We start from the raw sequence: 14,187 nt of genomic DNA, 5'->3' as shown, positions 1-14,187 counted from the left end.
CCCGATGCCCGTCACGACTGCCCAGTCACCCCACGAAGGAGTCACCGATGACCCGCACCGCCCGATCCGCAACCCTGGCCCTGACCCTCGCGGGGGCACTCGCCCTGAGCGCCTGCGGTGGAGGTGGTTTCGAGGAGGACGGGGGCTCGAGCGCGCCGGCGTCGGCCAGCGGCCCGGTCGACCTCAAGATGCTCATCGCGTCCTCGGGTGACGCCGAGACCAACGCCGTCAAGGCCGCGGCCGACGCCTGGGCCAAGAAGAGCGGCAACACGGTCACCGTCACGGTGGCCAGCGACATGAACCAGCAGCTCGCCCAGGGGTTCGCGAGCGGCAAGCCCGCCGACGTCTTCTACCTCGACGCCTCGCGCTTCGCGGACTACGCGAAGAACGGCAGCCTCTTCGCCTACGCCGACCAGCTCTCGGACAACTCGGACTTCTACGAGCCGCTGCGCCAGACCTTCACGTTCGACGGCAAGCAGTACTGCGCGCCCAAGGACTTCTCGACCCTGGCCCTCGAGATCAACACCGACGCGTGGACCAAGGCCGGCCTCACCGACGCCGACGTCCCGACCACGTGGGAGCAGCTCGAGGCCGTGTCGAAGAAGCTGACCACCAAGACCCAGGCCGGTCTCGGCATCGGGGTCGGCATCGACCGGCTCGGGGCCTTTGTCGTCCAGAACGGCGGCTGGTGGCTCAAGGACGACGGCTCCGGCGCCTCCGCGAACACCCCCGAGGTCACCCAGGCCCTCGAGTACGTGCAGCGCAACGTCAAGGCCGGCAACTTCAAGATGTCCAACCAGCTCGACTCCGGCTGGGGCGGTGAGGCGTTCGGCACGAAGAAGGCCGCGATGACCATCGAGGGCAACTGGATCAAGGGTGCCGTCAAGAACGACTACCCCGACCTGAAGTACAAGACCGTCGAGCTGCCCGCCGGACCGAAGGGCAAGGGCACCCTCCAGTTCACCCAGTGCTGGGGCGTCGCCGCCGACTCCAAGGCCCAGGCCCAGGCCGTCGACCTCGTGAAGTCGCTGACCACGGTCGAGCAGCAGATGTCCTTCGCCGACGCGTTCGGCGTCATGCCGAGCCGTCAGTCGGCCGCCGACGCGTACAAGACGAAGTTCCCGGAGGACGCGCCGTTCATCGCCGGTGGCGAGTACGGCCACGGCCCGATCAACGCGCCCGGCATGGAGCAGGTCGTCGCCGACCTCAACTCCAAGCTCGAGAACTTCGGCGGGGCCAACCTCCCGCAGGTCCTCGGCGGCTTCGACACCAACGCCGGCGCGGCGCTCGGCAAGTGACCTCCGCCGACACCGTCGAGGGGCGCGACGTCGTCGCGGGGACCGGTTCCGGCCGGTCCCCCCGGCGGCCCCGCCGCGGCGGCGGGCAGCGCCAGTCCGGGGCCGGCTGGCTCTTCGTCACGCCGACCCTCGTCGTGCTCGGGCTCTTCCTCGTCGTGCCCATCGTCATGGCCCTGTGGGTGTCCGTCACCGACTGGACCGGACGTGGGAGCCCGTTCTCGTCGCGGGTCGGCTTCGTCGGGGCCGACAACTACCAGGCGCTGCTCACCGAGCCCGGCCTGTCGCGCCAGGACTTCATGATCTCGCTGCGCAACACGTTCTACTACGTGCTCGGGGTCGTGCCGCTCCAGACCGTGCTGGCCCTGGGGCTGGCGGTCATCGTCAACCAGCGCTTCCTCAAGGGCCGCACCTTCTTCCGCACGGCGTTCTACTTCCCGTCGGTCGTCTCCTCGGTCGCCATCTCGCTCGTCTTCCTCTTCCTCTTCACCGGGACGGGCGCGGTCAACCAGTTCCTCGGCGTCTTCGGGGTCGACGGACCGACGTGGTTCTCCGACCCGCGCGGCCTGATCCACCTCGTGGGGCAGGGCCTCGGGCTGTGGAGCATCGACGCCCCGCCGTCCGGTCTCGCCGGCACGCAGGTGATGAGCCTGTCGCTCTGGGACTGGTTCAGCGGACCGTCGGTCGCCCTCTCGGCGATCATGCTCCAGGTCGTCTGGACCACCGCGGGCACCTTCATGCTCATGTTCCTCGCGGCCCTCCAGGACCTGCCGACCGAGGTCGAGGAGGCCGCCCTCGTCGACGGCGCCAACGCCTGGCAGCGCTTCCGGGCCGTCACCCTCCCCACCTGCGCCCGACCGTCCTGCTCGTCGTCACGCTCGGGGTCATCGGCACCTGGCAGGTCTTCGACCAGATGTACGTCATGACCCAGGGCGGCCCGGCCAAGACGACCCTCACCCCGGCCTACCTGTCCTACACGGCGGCCTTCAGCCAGCAGCAGTGGGGCCAGGGCGCCGCGATGGCCTTCCTGCTCTTCGTCCTGATCTTCGTGCTCACCTCGTTCCAGCGGTTCGTGCTGCGCGACAGGGACGAGGCCGCCCGCAAGAAGGCCGAGCGGGCCCAGCAGCGCGCCGCGAAGAAGGCGGTGGCGGCATGAGCGAGATCGGCATCGACGCCCGGACCCAGGCCCAGACCGTCAAGGACATGCGGCGGCTCGACCCGACCGGGAGACCGGCCGGCGACGGCGGGTCGGTCGTGCACCGCAGCAGCCGCGGGAAGAAGCTCCTGGTCTACCTCGCGCTCGTCGCGTTCGCGCTCGTCTACATCTACCCGTTCGTCGTCCAGGTCTCGACCTCGCTCAAGACCAACGCCGACGCCGTGGCGCACCCGCTCGCGGTCCTCCCGGACCCGTGGACGACGGCCGCGTTCGCGCGCCTCGCCGACACCGACTTCCCCCTGTGGTTCACGAACTCGGTGGTCGTCACGGTGTGCGTCACCCTCGGGCGGGTCTTCTTCAACTCGCTCGCCGGGTACGCGCTGGCCCGGCTGAGGTTCCGTGGGCGCGACGCGGTGTTCACGGCGATCCTCGCGGTGCTCGCGGTGCCGGGCATCGTGCTGCTCATCCCGAAGTTCCTCGTGCTCAACTACCTTGGGATCTACAACACCTACCCGGCGCTCGTCGTCCCCCTGCTCGTCGACGCCGCCGGAGTGTTCATCATGAAGCAGTTCTTCGAGTCGATCCCGCCCTCGGTCGAGGAGGCGGCCCGCATCGACGGCGCCGGCACCTTCCGGATCTTCTGGTCGATCGTGCTGCCGATGGCCCGGCCGGCCGTCATCACCCTGACGATCCTGTCCTTCCAGGGGTCGTGGAACGAGCTGGCGCACTTCATCATCGCCACCGACGACCCCCGGCTGTTCACGCTCACGCGCGGGGTGGCCCAGCTGACCTCGGGCGGGCTGGGGTCGGGCAACCAGTTCCCCATCTCGATGGCCGCGGCGCTGCTCATGACCATCCCGACGGCCATCGTGTTCGTCGTCTTCCAGCGCTACTTCACCCAGGGCGCGAACGCCGGGGCCGAGAAGGGCTGACCCCGCCCCCGATCCACCCGTCGAGAGACGAGAACATGCCGTGTGCCCCGAGGGGCCCACGGCATGTTCTCGTCGTTCGTCGGCGCGTCAGCGCACGAGGCTGCGCAGCACGTACTGGAGGATGCCGCCGTTGCGGTAGTAGTCGGCCTCGCCGGGGGTGTCGATGCGCACGACGGCGTCGAACTCGACGTCGGCACCGCCGTCCTTCGTGGCGACGACCTTGACGGTCCTCGGCGTCGTGCCCTCGTTGAGGGCCTCGATCCCGGTGATGGAGAACGTCTCCGTGCCGTCGAGCCCGAGGGAGTCGGCGGTCTCGCCCTCCGGGTACTGCAGCGGGATGACGCCCATGCCGATGAGGTTCGAGCGGTGGATGCGCTCGTAGGACTCGGCGACGACGGCCTTGACGCCGAGCAGGCTCGTGCCCTTGGCCGCCCAGTCGCGCGAGGACCCGGAGCCGTACTCCTTGCCCGAGAGGATGACGAGCGGCGTGCCCTCCGCGGCGTAGCTCTGCGCGGCGTCGTAGATGGTGCTCTGCTCGCCGCCCTTCGTGAAGTCGCGGGTGAAGCCGCCCTCGACACCATCGAGCAGGAGGTTCTTCAGGCGGATGTTCGCGAAGGTGCCGCGGATCATCACCTCGTGGTTGCCGCGCCGCGAGCCGTAGGAGTTGAAGTCCTTGCGGTCCACGCCGTGCTCGGCCAGGTACTTGCCCGCCGGGCTGTCGGCCTTGATCGAGCCGGCCGGGCTGATGTGGTCGGTGGTCACCGAGTCACCGAGCTTGGCCAGCACCCGCGCGCCGCTGATGTCCGAGACCGGCGTGGTCTCCATCGACATGCCGTCGAAGTACGGGGGCTTGCGCACGTAGGTGGAGTCGGCGTCCCAGTCGAAGGTGTTGCCCTCCGGCGTGGGCAGCGACTGCCAGCGCTCGTCACCGGCGAAGACGTCGGCGTAGTCCTCGGTGAACATCGCCTTGCTGATGCTGCTCGCGATGGTCCGCTCGACGTCGGCCGGCGAGGGCCAGATGTCCTTGAGGAAGACGTCGGCGCCGGACTCGTCCTGCCCGAGGGGCTGGGTCTCGAAGTCGAAGTCCATCGTCCCGGCGAGCGCGTACGCGATGACGAGCGGCGGCGAGGCGAGGTAGTTCATCTTGACGTCGGGGTTGATCCGGCCCTCGAAGTTGCGGTTGCCCGAGAGCACCGAGACGACGGCGAGGTCGTTGTCGTTGATGGCCTTGCTGATCTCGTCGTTCAGCGGGCCCGAGTTGCCGATGCACGTCGTGCAGCCGTAGCCGACGAGGTGGAAGCCGAGCTTCTCGAGGTAGGGCCACATGCCGGCCTTCTCGTAGTAGCCCGTGACGACCTTGGAGCCCGGCGCCATCGAGGTCTTGACCCACGGGGCGACCGTGAGGCCCTTCTCGACGGCGTTCTTGGCCAGCATCGCGGCGGCCATCATCACCGACGGGTTCGAGGTGTTGGTGCACGACGTGATCGAGGCGATCGAGACGATGCCGTGGTCGATCTCGAAGGACGCGCCCTCGGGCGTGGTGACGGTGACCTTGCGCGAGGGCGGCCGCTGCCGTCGCCCTCGTCGGCGGGCTTGGAGCCGCCGTTGGTGCCGTCGGTGGCGCCCTGCGGCGAGGGGTCGCTCGCGGGGAAGCTGGAGGCCACGCCGGCGTCGCCCTCGTGGTGCGACACGTAGGTCGGGAGGACCTTGCGGAAGGCCTCCTTGGCGTCGGCGAGGACGATGCGGTCCTGCGGGCGCTTCGGGCCGGCGATGGACGGCACGACGGTCGACAGGTCGAGCTCGAGGTACTCGCTGTAGCGGGCCTCGGGCTGGTCCGGGCCGGCCTGGAGCCACATGCCCTGCTCCTTGGCGTACGCCTCGACGAGCGCGACGGACTCGTCGGAGCGGCCGGTGAGGCGCAGGTACTCGAGCGTCACCTCGTCGATCGGGAAGATCGCACAGGTGGAGCCGAACTCGGGGCTCATGTTGCCGATGGTGGCGCGGTTGGCCAGCGGCACCGCGGAGACGCCCTCGCCGTAGAACTCGACGAACTTGCCGACGACGCCGTGCTTGCGCAACATCTCGGTGATGGTGAGCACGACGTCGGTGGCCGTGGCGCCCGAGGGATGGCGCCGGACAGCTTGAAGCCGACGACGCGCGGGATGAGCATCGAGACGGGCTGGCCGAGCATGGCCGCCTCGGCCTCGATGCCGCCGACGCCCCAGCCGAGGACGCCGAGGCCGTTGACCATCGTCGTGTGGCTGTCGGTGCCGACGCAGGTGTCGGGGTAGGCGACGCCGTCGCGGACCATGACGGTGCGCGCGAGGTGCTCGATGTTGACCTGGTGCACGATGCCCGTGCCCGGGGGACGACCTTGAAGTCGTCGAACGCGGTCTGGCCCCAGCGGAGGAACTTGTAGCGCTCCTCGTTGCGCTCGTACTCGATGGCGACGTTGCGCTCGAAGGCGTCGGCGCGGCCGAAGACGTCGATGATCACCGAGTGGTCGATGACCAGCTCGGCGGGCGCGAGCGGGTTGATCTGGCTCGCGTCGCCCCCGAGCTCGGCGACCGCCTCGCGCATCGTCGCGAGGTCGACGACACAGGGCACCCCGGTGAAGTCCTGCATGATGACGCGCGCCGGCGTGAACTGGATCTCGGTGTCGGGCTGGGCGTTCGCGTCCCACCCACCGACGGCGCGGATGTGGTCGGCGGTGATGTTGGCGCCGTCCTCGGTGCGCAGGAGGTTCTCGAGGAGCACCTTGAGGCTGTACGGGAGGGTCTCGCTGCCCTCGACCGACGCCAGCCGGTAGATCTTGTAGGACTCCTCACCCACCTCGAGCGTGCCGTGGGCGTCGAAGCTGTTCGTGCTGGCCACCGGGGCTCCCTTCGGTCGTTGCGTCGTCGCGACGATGTGCGTCCCGCGATTTATCTTGACGTCAAGATATCTAACCACACGGGGTCCGCTCCGTCGAGCCTATGCCCGGGGCCGGGGTGTCGCGAGGGCGCCCGCGACCAGCGGCAGCCACGCCTCGACCCGCCACCCACCACTGTCCGTCGGCCCGGCCCGCAACCGCCCTCCCTGGGCCTGCACCCGCTCGCGCAGCCCCAGGAGCCCGCGGCCGCTCCCCCGCAGGGTCCCGACGCCGGCGGACCGGTCGTTCTCGACGCTCACGGCGAGGCCACCCTCGGCCTGCGCCGCGACCCGGATCCGCACCGGGGAGCCCGGTGCGTGGCGCAGGGCGTTGGTCAACCCCTCCTGGACGACCCGGTGGACGAGGTGGGCGGCGTGGTCGGTGACGGCGGCGCGGTCGGCGTCCACGCGGTACGTGACGTCGAGGCCGCTGCGGACGGCGTGCGCGACGACGTCGTCGACGAGCCCGAGGTCCGGGGCGGGGGTCGCCTCGCCGCCGAGCAGCTCGACGAGCCGCTCGAGGTCCGCGGTGCCGCGGCGGGCCGACTCGGCGATGACGTCGAGGGTGCGTGCCGCCCGCTCCGGTTCGCTGTCGACGAGCCGCTGGCCGGCGGCCGCCTGGATGACGAGGACGCTCAGCGCGTGACCGACGACGTCGTGGAGCTCGCCCGCGATGCGCTGCCGCTCGTGCCGCACGGACAGCTCCTCGAGCTCCTCCTGCTCGCGCTCGAGCTCGGCGGTCCGGCGGGCCAGCTCCTCGGCGGTGTCCTGTCGCCTGCGCAGGATCGTCCCGGCCGCGTACCCCGGGAGGGTGAACATCGGCAGGGACACGACGCCGCCGGGCCCTGCGAGGGCCACGAGGACCCCGAGGTAGGCCAGCCCGACGAGGCCGACGACCACGGACTGGCGACCGCTCCAGGCGAACCCGAGGAGCGCGCTGGCGACCGCCAGGACGACGAGCGCCGAGTCGGGGAACCAGACGTCGGGGCCGAGGACGAGCACCGCCAGCAGCAGGCCGAGCGACAGGGACGCGGCCACCTGCGCCGCGGTGCGCCACCAGAGCAGGGCCAGGCCCGCCGCGACGAGCAGGAGGTCGACCGCGACCTCCCGGGGGGACCACGACGGGCCGTGGAGCAGGACGGGCAGGACGACCGCGAGGAGGACCCCGAGGACGATGCCCGCGGACTCCGCGCGGCGCACGGCTCAGACCCGGTCCGGGACCGGGACCGCCGCGACGGCCAGCGCCCGCCCGCGGACGGTCGTCACCTCGAGGGTGCCGCCGACGACGCGGGCCCGCTCCCGCGCCCGGGCCAGGGCGGCGCGCACCGCCGCTCCGCGTGCGGCCCGCCCCTCGACGCAGATCTCGAGGGCGGGCCCGTCGAGCAGCACCGTGACCTCGACCCCGGACTCGCGCTCGCGCAGGGCCTCGACGAGGTGCTCGACGATGCGGTAGACCGACAGCTCGACGCTGGCGGGCAGCCCGGTGGGGTCCCCGGTCACCGTGAGGTGCGAGCCGGGACCGGCCCGACGGGCGAGGAGGGCGTCGAGGTGCGCGGTCGCGGGGAGGGGGGCCAGGGCGGCGTCCCCGCGCAGCCGGCCGACCACCTCGCGCATCTCCTCGAGCATCTGCCGGCCGTCGGCCTCGATCTCGACGAGGGCGGCCCGGGCGCGCACCGGGTCGAGGTCGCGCGCCCCGTCGGCGACCGTCGCGAGGCGACCGAGCCGGGCCTGGAGCAGCCCGTCGAGCTGCTCGGTGAGGCGCTGCCGGTCGTCGGCGACGACGAGGGCGGCGCGCTCGTCGCGCAGCGCGGCGAGCTCGGCCCCCTTGCGGCGCAGCTCGTCGGCCATCACGGTGCGCTGCCGGACCGCCCCGCCGACGACGAGGAGGACGGCGAGCAGGGGCAGCACGATGACGAGCGGCTCGATGCCGGTCGTGGCGTCCCGGACGAGGACGAGTGCCGACAGCACCGACAGCACCGCGGCGGCGGCCCACCGCCGACGGCCGCGTTCGGCGAGGCCGGCGAGGTACCCCAGCACGAGGACGAGGGGCAGGGCCGCACCGCAGCGCGTGACCCAGTCGAAGAGGAGCACGTGGACGCCCATCGCCACGGCCGCGACCGTCGCCACCTCCGTGACGCCGCGGCGCCACCAGAGGACCGCCACCGTGGCCACGACGAACACCGGGACCATCCACCACGAGTGCGACGACGTCACGTGGACCATTGACCCCTCGGCCACGGCGGCGGCCGACTCGGCCGGCGTGTCGAGGACGTTGAACACCATGAGGAGGACGCCGAGCGCGGTGAGGGCACCCGCGAGGACCCCGTCGAGGGGACGGACCCCTCGGAGGACCTCGCGGATGCCCTGCTCCATCACTCGATCACCTCAGGCGTGGACGTGCTCGACGGACAGCGTAGGCGCCGCGGGGCGCCGTGCCGAGAGCTTCTCGACGGCCACCCCGGCGCCGTAGGCCAGCGCCGCGGCCGGCACCCCGAGGACGAGCCCTCCCAGACCCCCCGTGGAGGCGTCCTGCACGAGCGTCACGAGCTGGAGGAGGAGGACGGCGGCGAGCCCGATGAGCTGCGAGCGGGCCGGGCCGGCGAACCGCGCGACGGCGTACGCGAAGAACGCCGCGAGCGGGAGCGCGAAGCCGCAGCGGGTCACCCAGCCGAAGGCGGGGATGCTGGCCGCGAGGACGAGCGTCGAGAGGGCGATGCCCAGGAGCACGTGCCGCCGCCGCCACAGGATCGGCAGCGCCGCCAGCGCGAAGACGGGGACGAGGAGCACCGAGCGGGACTCCAGGGGGTGCGCGAGCTCGGCACCCGCCGCGGCGGTGATGTTCTCGACGGCGATGAGCACCGCGAGGGCGAGCGAGACGAGGGTGAGGACGACGTCGCTGGGACGGATTCCGTGGGTCATGGTGGTGCCTTTCCGGTCGGGTCCGGCCCCCTGCCGGAGCCGTCGGCACCACGGTGCGCCCGCGCCGGCCCGACCCGCGTCGTCCCGGAGGACGATCCTGCGACGGTCGCGTCCTCCTCGCGGACGACCCGCGACGCGCCCCGCCACGGCAGGATGACCTCGTGATCAGGGTGCTCGTCGCGGACGACCAGGAGCTCGTGCGCGCCGGCTTCCGGGTCATCCTCGAGACCGAGGGCGACATCGAGGTCGTCGCCGAGGCGGCCGACGGCGAGGAGGCGATCCGCCAGGCGGCCCTCGTGCGGCCGGACGTCGTGCTCATGGACATCCGGATGCCGGTGCTCGACGGCCTGGCCGCCACCGAGCGCATCCTGTCGCGGCCCGACCCGCCGACCGTCGTCGTCCTCACGACCTTCGACGGCACCGCGTACGTCTACCGCGCGCTGCGAGCCGGCGCCGCCGGGTTCCTCCTCAAGGACGCTCCCCCGTCGCGGTTGCTCGCCGCGGTGCGGGCGGCGGCCACCGGCGACTCGCTCATCGAGCCCTCGATCACGCGTCGGCTCGTCGAGCAGTACGCGGAGCCGTCCGCCGACGAGGGTGTGCCGCAGCGGCTCTCCGCGCTCACCGAGCGCGAGCTCGACGTCCTGCGCCTCCTCGCCCGCGGCCTGTCGAACGCCGAGCTCGCGGCCGAGATGGTCGTGGCCGAGACGACGGTGAAGACCCACGTGGCCCGGGTCCTCACGAAGCTCGGTGTGCGCGACCGGGTGCAGGCCGTCGTCCTGGCCTACGAGACCGGGTTCGTGCGGCGCTCGGGCGGCTGAGCCCGCTCAGCCCTCGCGCGGCGCGATGTCGTCGAGCAGGGCGAGCGTACGGGCCCACGCGGGGGTACCGGTGTCGATCTGGTCGAGGTGCTCGCCGGGGACCTCGACGAGGGTCGCCTCTCCCCCGGCGGCCCGGGCGGCGTCGACGTACGCCGCCGACTGCGACAGGGGCACGGTGGTGTCGTCGCTCCCGTGGACGCACCACACGGGCACGCCGACCGGCACCTGGCCGATCGGGTCGGCGGCCGCCCACGCCTCCGGCCGCTGCGTCGGGGAGCCGCCGAGGAGGTCGCGCACCGCCCCGCCGCCGAGGTCCTGCTCGTCGGCCGTCCGCAGGTCGAGCACCCCGGCCTGGCTGACGACGTGGGTGGGGACGACGGTGGCGCCGCGCCAGCGCTCCAGCCGGCGGCGCCCGGCGGCCCAGACCGCGAGCTGGCCCCCGGCCGAGTGACCCAGCGCGACGACCGGCTGCCCGTCGGCCCCGGCCGCCGTCAGGAGGTCGAACGCCGCCGACACGTCGTCGAACGTCGCGGCGTACCCGCCGCCGTCACCGACCCGGCGGTACTCGACGTCGAGGACGGTCCAGCCACGACCGACGAGGTCCTCGGCCAGCGGGCGGCCGAGCGAGATGTCGTAGGACGCCACCCAGAAGCCGCCGTGCAGCACGACCACCGTTCCGCGAGAACGCCCCTCGGGACGGCTCAGCTCTGCGTACTGCGACGCGTGGGAGCCGTAGACCAGCCGCTCGACCCCGTCGGACGCCGACGGACGCGCTGCGCCGCCCTCCCCGGAGCAGCCCACCAGACCGGCCGCCGGCACCCCGACGACCGCGGCCCCCAGCGTGAGTGCGGCACGGCGCGTGGGGCGCGCGGTACCGGTCACGCCCCGGCCGGCACGAAGTGCGCCACGCACTCGACGTGGTGGGTCATCGGGAAGGCGTCGAAGGCCCGCAGCGAGGCCAGCCGGTACCCGGCCGCGAGGAAGGCCGCGGTGTCGCGGGCCAGGGCGGCGGGGTCGCAGGCCACGTACGCGACGGCGCGCGGGCCGGTCGCCGCGACGGCCCGGACGACGGCTGTGCCGGCGCCGGTCCGCGGGGGGTCGAGGACGACGACGTCGGCGCTCTGGGGCAGCAGCGGGGACCGTGCCGGCCGGCGGGAGCGGGAGCGGCCCCGGTGCCGGTCGGTGCGGGGCACGCCGAACAGGTCGTCGACCCGGCCGGCGACCACGGCGACGTTGCCGAGCGACGACAGGTCGCGCGTGGCCCGCTCGACGGCGTCGCGGTCGGCCTCGACCGCGACGACCTGTCCGCCGGGACCGACCGCCTCGGACAGGGCCGACGCGAACAGGCCCACGCCGCAGTACAGGTCGAGGACCCGCTCCCCCGGGCGGACCGCGAGCGGCTCCATCGCGGCGGCGAGGAAGGTGGCCGCGGCGCCGGGGTGCACCTGCCAGAACCCACGGGCCGAGACGGCGAACTCCCGGGCGAAGGAGACGGGCCCGTGCGCCGACCGCCACGACGTCGACACGCGCTCGAGGACCTCCGGGACCTCCTCCCCGGGCACCTCGACCGCGACCGCCGGTCCCCCGGACGGTGCGACGGCGTCGACGGCCTCGGCCCCGGGCCAGTCCCGGCCGGTGACCTCGAGCGCGGTCACGGCGTCGGTGGCGATGCGGCACCGGTCGACCGGCACCACCTCGTGCGAGCGGTGCCGCCGCAGCCCGGCGTTCCCGGCACCGTCGACGGCGAACTCGACCCGGGTGCGCCAGCGCAGCCCCCGGTCGTCACCGGGCACCGGCTCGACCTCGACGTCGACCTCGAGGTGGGCCAGCCTAGCCATCTGCTCGCGGACGACGCCCGCCTTGAGCCGGCGCTGCGCATCGAGCGAGACGTGCTGGAGGTCGCACCCGCCGCAGGCACCCGGACCGCTCCACGGGCACGGCTGGACGACCCGGTCGTCCGAGGCGTGCCGCACCTCGACGGCGTCGGCCCGCACGAACCGCGACCCCGACCCCACCTCGGTGACCCGGGCCAGCACCCGCTCGCCGGGCAGGGTGTGCCGCACGAAGAGGACCTGCCCGTCGTGCCGCGCGACGCAGTGCCCGCCGTGCGCGAAGGCCGTGACCTCGACCTCGACCTCGTCGCCGACCGACAGCCCGGACCCCCCGGGCGACATCACTCGCCGCGCCGGACGTCGCCGACGACCGGGCCGTCCATCCGCTCCTCGGCGCCCGCGGACGACGCGAGCTGCCACGGCACGGACGAGACCATGACCCCCGGCGTGAAGAGTAGCCGGGTGCGCAGTCGCAGCGCACTCTGGTTGTGCAGCAGCTGTTCCCACCAGTGGCCGACGACGTACTGCGGGATGTAGACGACGACGAGGTCGCGCGGGTTGTCGGTGCGGATCGACTTGACGTACTCGACGACCGGCCGGGTGATCTCGCGGTACGGGCTGTCGAGGGCCTTGAGCGGCACCGGGATGTCGCGCCGGTCCCACTCGGCCTGCAGGGCCGAGGTCTCGTCGGGCTCGACGTTGACGGTGAGCGCCTCGAGGATCGAGGGGCGGGTCGCCCGCGCGTAGGCCAGCGCCCGCAGCGTCGGCTTGTGGATCTTCGCCACGAGGACGATGGCGTGCACCCGCGAGGGCAGCAGCTGGTGCTTGGTGTCGCCCTCCATCACCGTCAGCTCGTCGCGGACCCGGTCGTAGTGGCGGCGGATGGCCAGCATGAGGAAGAACAGGACGGCCATCGCGGCGATCGCGTAGCCGGCGCCGTGGATGAACTTCGTCGCGAGGACGACGAGCAGGACGGTGCCCGACATCGTCGCGCCGACGGCGTTGATGACCCGGCTGCGCATCATCCGGGCCCGGCCGGCGGGGTCCTTCTCGACCCGCAGGTGCCGGTTCCAGTGCCGGACCATGCCGATCTGGGAGACGGTGAAGGAGACGAACACCCCGACGATGTAGAGCTGGATGAGGCGGGTGACGTCGGCGTCGAAGATGACGACGAGGGCGGCCGCGGCCCCCGCGAGGATGAGGATGCCGTTGGAGAAGGCCAGCCGGTCGCCGCGCGTGTGCAGCTGGCGGGGCAGGAACCCGTCGCGGGCGAGGATGGAGCCGAGCACGGGGAAGCCGTTGAAGGCGGTGTTCGCGGCGAGCACGAGGATGAGGCCGGTGACGACCGAGACGAGGACGACCCCGGCGGGGAAGTCGGAGAAGACCGCCTTCGACACCTGCCCCATCACGGTGTCCTGCACGTAGGAGCTGCCGACCGGGACCCCGTCGCGCAGCAGCTGGTTCGCCTCGTCGTCGGCGAAGTGCACCTGGGTCCACCGGGCGAGGAACACCATCGACAGGAGCATCGTCACCGAGATGCTGCCCATGAGCAGGAGGGTCGTCGCGGCGTTCTTGCTCTTCGGCTTCTGGAAGGCCGGAACGCCGTTGGAGATGGCCTCGACACCGGTGAGCGCCGCACAGCCCGACGAGAACGCCCGCAGCAGCAGGAAGGCCATCGCCAGGCCGCCGAGCTGCTGGTAGTTGTCCTCCGGGCGGAGCGTCAGGGAGGCGCTCTCGGCGAGCGGCAGGTCGCCGGACAGCTTGCGGTAGAACCCGAACAGCGCCATCCCGATGACGGCGGCCATGAACAGGTAGGTCGGCACGGCGAAGGCGCCACCGGACTCGCGGACGCCGCGCAGGTTCATCGCGGTGAGCACGACGATGATGACGACGCCGACCACCGCCTCGTGCCCGCGGACGAACCCGAAGGCCGCCGCCGCGTTCTGCACGCCCGAGGAGATCGACACCGCGACGGTGAGGACGTAGTCGACGAGCAGCGCACTGGCCACCGTGAGCCCGGCGCGCGGCCCGAGGTTGACGCTCGCGACCTCGTAGTCGCCTCCGCCCGACGGGTACGCGTGCACGTTCTGCCGGTAGCTCATGATGACGACGCCCATGACGAGCACGACGACGAGCGCGATCTTCCACGACTGCGTCAGCGCGAGGGTGCCACCGGCGAGGCCCAGGGTGAGCAGGATCTCGTCGGGGGCGTAGGCGACCGACGAGAGCGCGTCGCTCGCGAAGACCGGCAGGGCGAGCTTCTTCGGCAGCAGGGTCTCCCCGAGGCGGTCACTGCGCATCGCGCGACCGAGGAGGACACGCTTG

The 14,187-nt window shown here is 72.4% G+C and carries 11 protein-coding genes and 1 pseudogene; 5 read left to right on the top strand and 7 right to left on the bottom strand.

From position 1 onward, the window contains the following. Positions 1 to 47: 47 nt before the first annotated feature. The 4 genes from G7075_RS05640 to G7075_RS05630 are packed head-to-tail and all read left to right on the top strand — an operon-like array spanning position 48 to position 3,383. Positions 48 to 1,298, top strand: coding sequence for an extracellular solute-binding protein (locus G7075_RS05640; RefSeq protein WP_166119748.1), 1,251 nt, complete (start codon positions 48 to 50; stop codon positions 1,296 to 1,298). After that, a complete protein-coding gene (locus tag G7075_RS05635; RefSeq protein ID WP_371814192.1) occupies positions 1,295 to 2,221 on the top strand; it encodes a carbohydrate ABC transporter permease in 927 nt (308 codons plus the stop codon). Before G7075_RS05640 ends, G7075_RS05635 begins: the two co-directional genes overlap by 4 nt. After that, entirely contained in the window at positions 2,209 to 2,451 is a 243-nt protein-coding gene (locus tag G7075_RS22510) for a hypothetical protein (RefSeq protein ID WP_371814191.1), read from the top strand. Before G7075_RS05635 ends, G7075_RS22510 begins: the two co-directional genes overlap by 13 nt. Next, positions 2,448 to 3,383 (top strand): carbohydrate ABC transporter permease, encoded by a 936-nt coding sequence (locus G7075_RS05630; RefSeq protein ID WP_240917911.1) that lies wholly within the window; start codon positions 2,448 to 2,450, stop codon positions 3,381 to 3,383. Before G7075_RS22510 ends, G7075_RS05630 begins: the two co-directional genes overlap by 4 nt. Positions 3,384 to 3,470: 87 nt before the next feature. Here the strand turns inward: G7075_RS05630 and acnA are convergent. From acnA to G7075_RS05610, 4 genes and pseudogenes are all read right to left on the bottom strand, one after another. Continuing rightward, positions 3,471 to 6,257: pseudogene (gene acnA, locus G7075_RS05625) on the bottom strand (aconitate hydratase AcnA). A gap of 99 nt (positions 6,258 to 6,356) precedes the next feature. Beyond that, positions 6,357 to 7,493: a sensor histidine kinase gene (locus G7075_RS05620; protein ID WP_166119746.1), complete on the bottom strand. Its 1,137-nt coding sequence runs from the start codon at positions 7,491 to 7,493 to the stop codon at positions 6,357 to 6,359. Positions 7,494 to 7,496: 3 nt separating this feature from the next. Beyond that, the gene (locus G7075_RS05615) at positions 7,497 to 8,666 is read right to left on the bottom strand and encodes a hypothetical protein (RefSeq protein WP_166119745.1); all 1,170 of its coding nucleotides are present in this window, start codon (positions 8,664 to 8,666) and stop codon (positions 7,497 to 7,499) included. A 12-nt stretch (positions 8,667 to 8,678) separates the two neighbouring features. After that, positions 8,679 to 9,212, bottom strand: coding sequence for a hypothetical protein (locus G7075_RS05610; RefSeq protein WP_166119742.1), 534 nt, complete (start codon positions 9,210 to 9,212; stop codon positions 8,679 to 8,681). Positions 9,213 to 9,373: 161 nt separating this feature from the next. On the opposite strand from G7075_RS05610, the gene G7075_RS05605 reads away from it, so the two are divergent. Next, entirely contained in the window at positions 9,374 to 10,030 is a 657-nt protein-coding gene (locus G7075_RS05605; protein WP_166119739.1) for a response regulator transcription factor, read from the top strand. A gap of 6 nt (positions 10,031 to 10,036) precedes the next feature. Here the strand turns inward: G7075_RS05605 and G7075_RS05600 are convergent, their stop codons facing one another. Genes G7075_RS05600 through G7075_RS05590 form a run of 3 tightly spaced genes read right to left on the bottom strand, consistent with a single transcriptional unit; the run spans position 10,037 to position 14,162 of the window. Then, positions 10,037 to 10,912 (bottom strand): S9 family peptidase, encoded by an 876-nt coding sequence (locus G7075_RS05600; protein WP_166119736.1) that lies wholly within the window; start codon positions 10,910 to 10,912, stop codon positions 10,037 to 10,039. Continuing rightward, positions 10,909 to 12,204, bottom strand: a complete 1,296-nt coding sequence (locus G7075_RS05595) for a class I SAM-dependent RNA methyltransferase (protein WP_166119733.1) — start codon at positions 12,202 to 12,204, stop codon at positions 10,909 to 10,911. The genes G7075_RS05600 and G7075_RS05595 overlap by 4 nt, the downstream gene beginning before the upstream one ends. Next, positions 12,204 to 14,162, bottom strand: coding sequence for an APC family permease (locus G7075_RS05590; protein WP_166119730.1), 1,959 nt, complete (start codon positions 14,160 to 14,162; stop codon positions 12,204 to 12,206). Before G7075_RS05590 ends, G7075_RS05595 begins: the two co-directional genes overlap by 1 nt. Between the last annotated feature and the right edge of the window lie 25 nt (positions 14,163 to 14,187).

Source organism: Phycicoccus sp. HDW14, from assembly GCF_011383005.1.
In the GTDB taxonomy this organism is placed as follows: Bacteria; Actinomycetota; Actinomycetes; order Actinomycetales; family Dermatophilaceae; genus Phycicoccus.
The sequence above is the reverse complement of the archived record's forward strand: the minus strand, read 5'-3'. Positions and strand labels throughout refer to the sequence as shown.

Excerpts from the sequence above, each read along its gene's own strand:
- G7075_RS05595 (WP_166119733.1), bottom strand. The coding sequence starts at position 12,204 with ATGTCGCCCGGGGGGTCCGGGCTGTCGGTCGGCGACGAGGTCGAGGTC.
- G7075_RS05610 (WP_166119742.1), bottom strand. The coding sequence starts at position 9,212 with ATGACCCACGGAATCCGTCCCAGCGACGTCGTCCTCACCCTCGTCTCG.
- G7075_RS05615 (WP_166119745.1), bottom strand. The coding sequence starts at position 8,666 with ATGGAGCAGGGCATCCGCGAGGTCCTCCGAGGGGTCCGTCCCCTCGAC.
- G7075_RS22510 (WP_371814191.1), top strand. The coding sequence starts at position 2,209 with ATGTACGTCATGACCCAGGGCGGCCCGGCCAAGACGACCCTCACCCCG.
- G7075_RS05590 (WP_166119730.1), bottom strand. The coding sequence starts at position 14,162 with ATGCGCAGTGACCGCCTCGGGGAGACCCTGCTGCCGAAGAAGCTCGCC.
- G7075_RS05640 (WP_166119748.1), top strand. The coding sequence starts at position 48 with ATGACCCGCACCGCCCGATCCGCAACCCTGGCCCTGACCCTCGCGGGG.
- G7075_RS05630 (WP_240917911.1), top strand. The coding sequence starts at position 2,448 with ATGAGCGAGATCGGCATCGACGCCCGGACCCAGGCCCAGACCGTCAAG.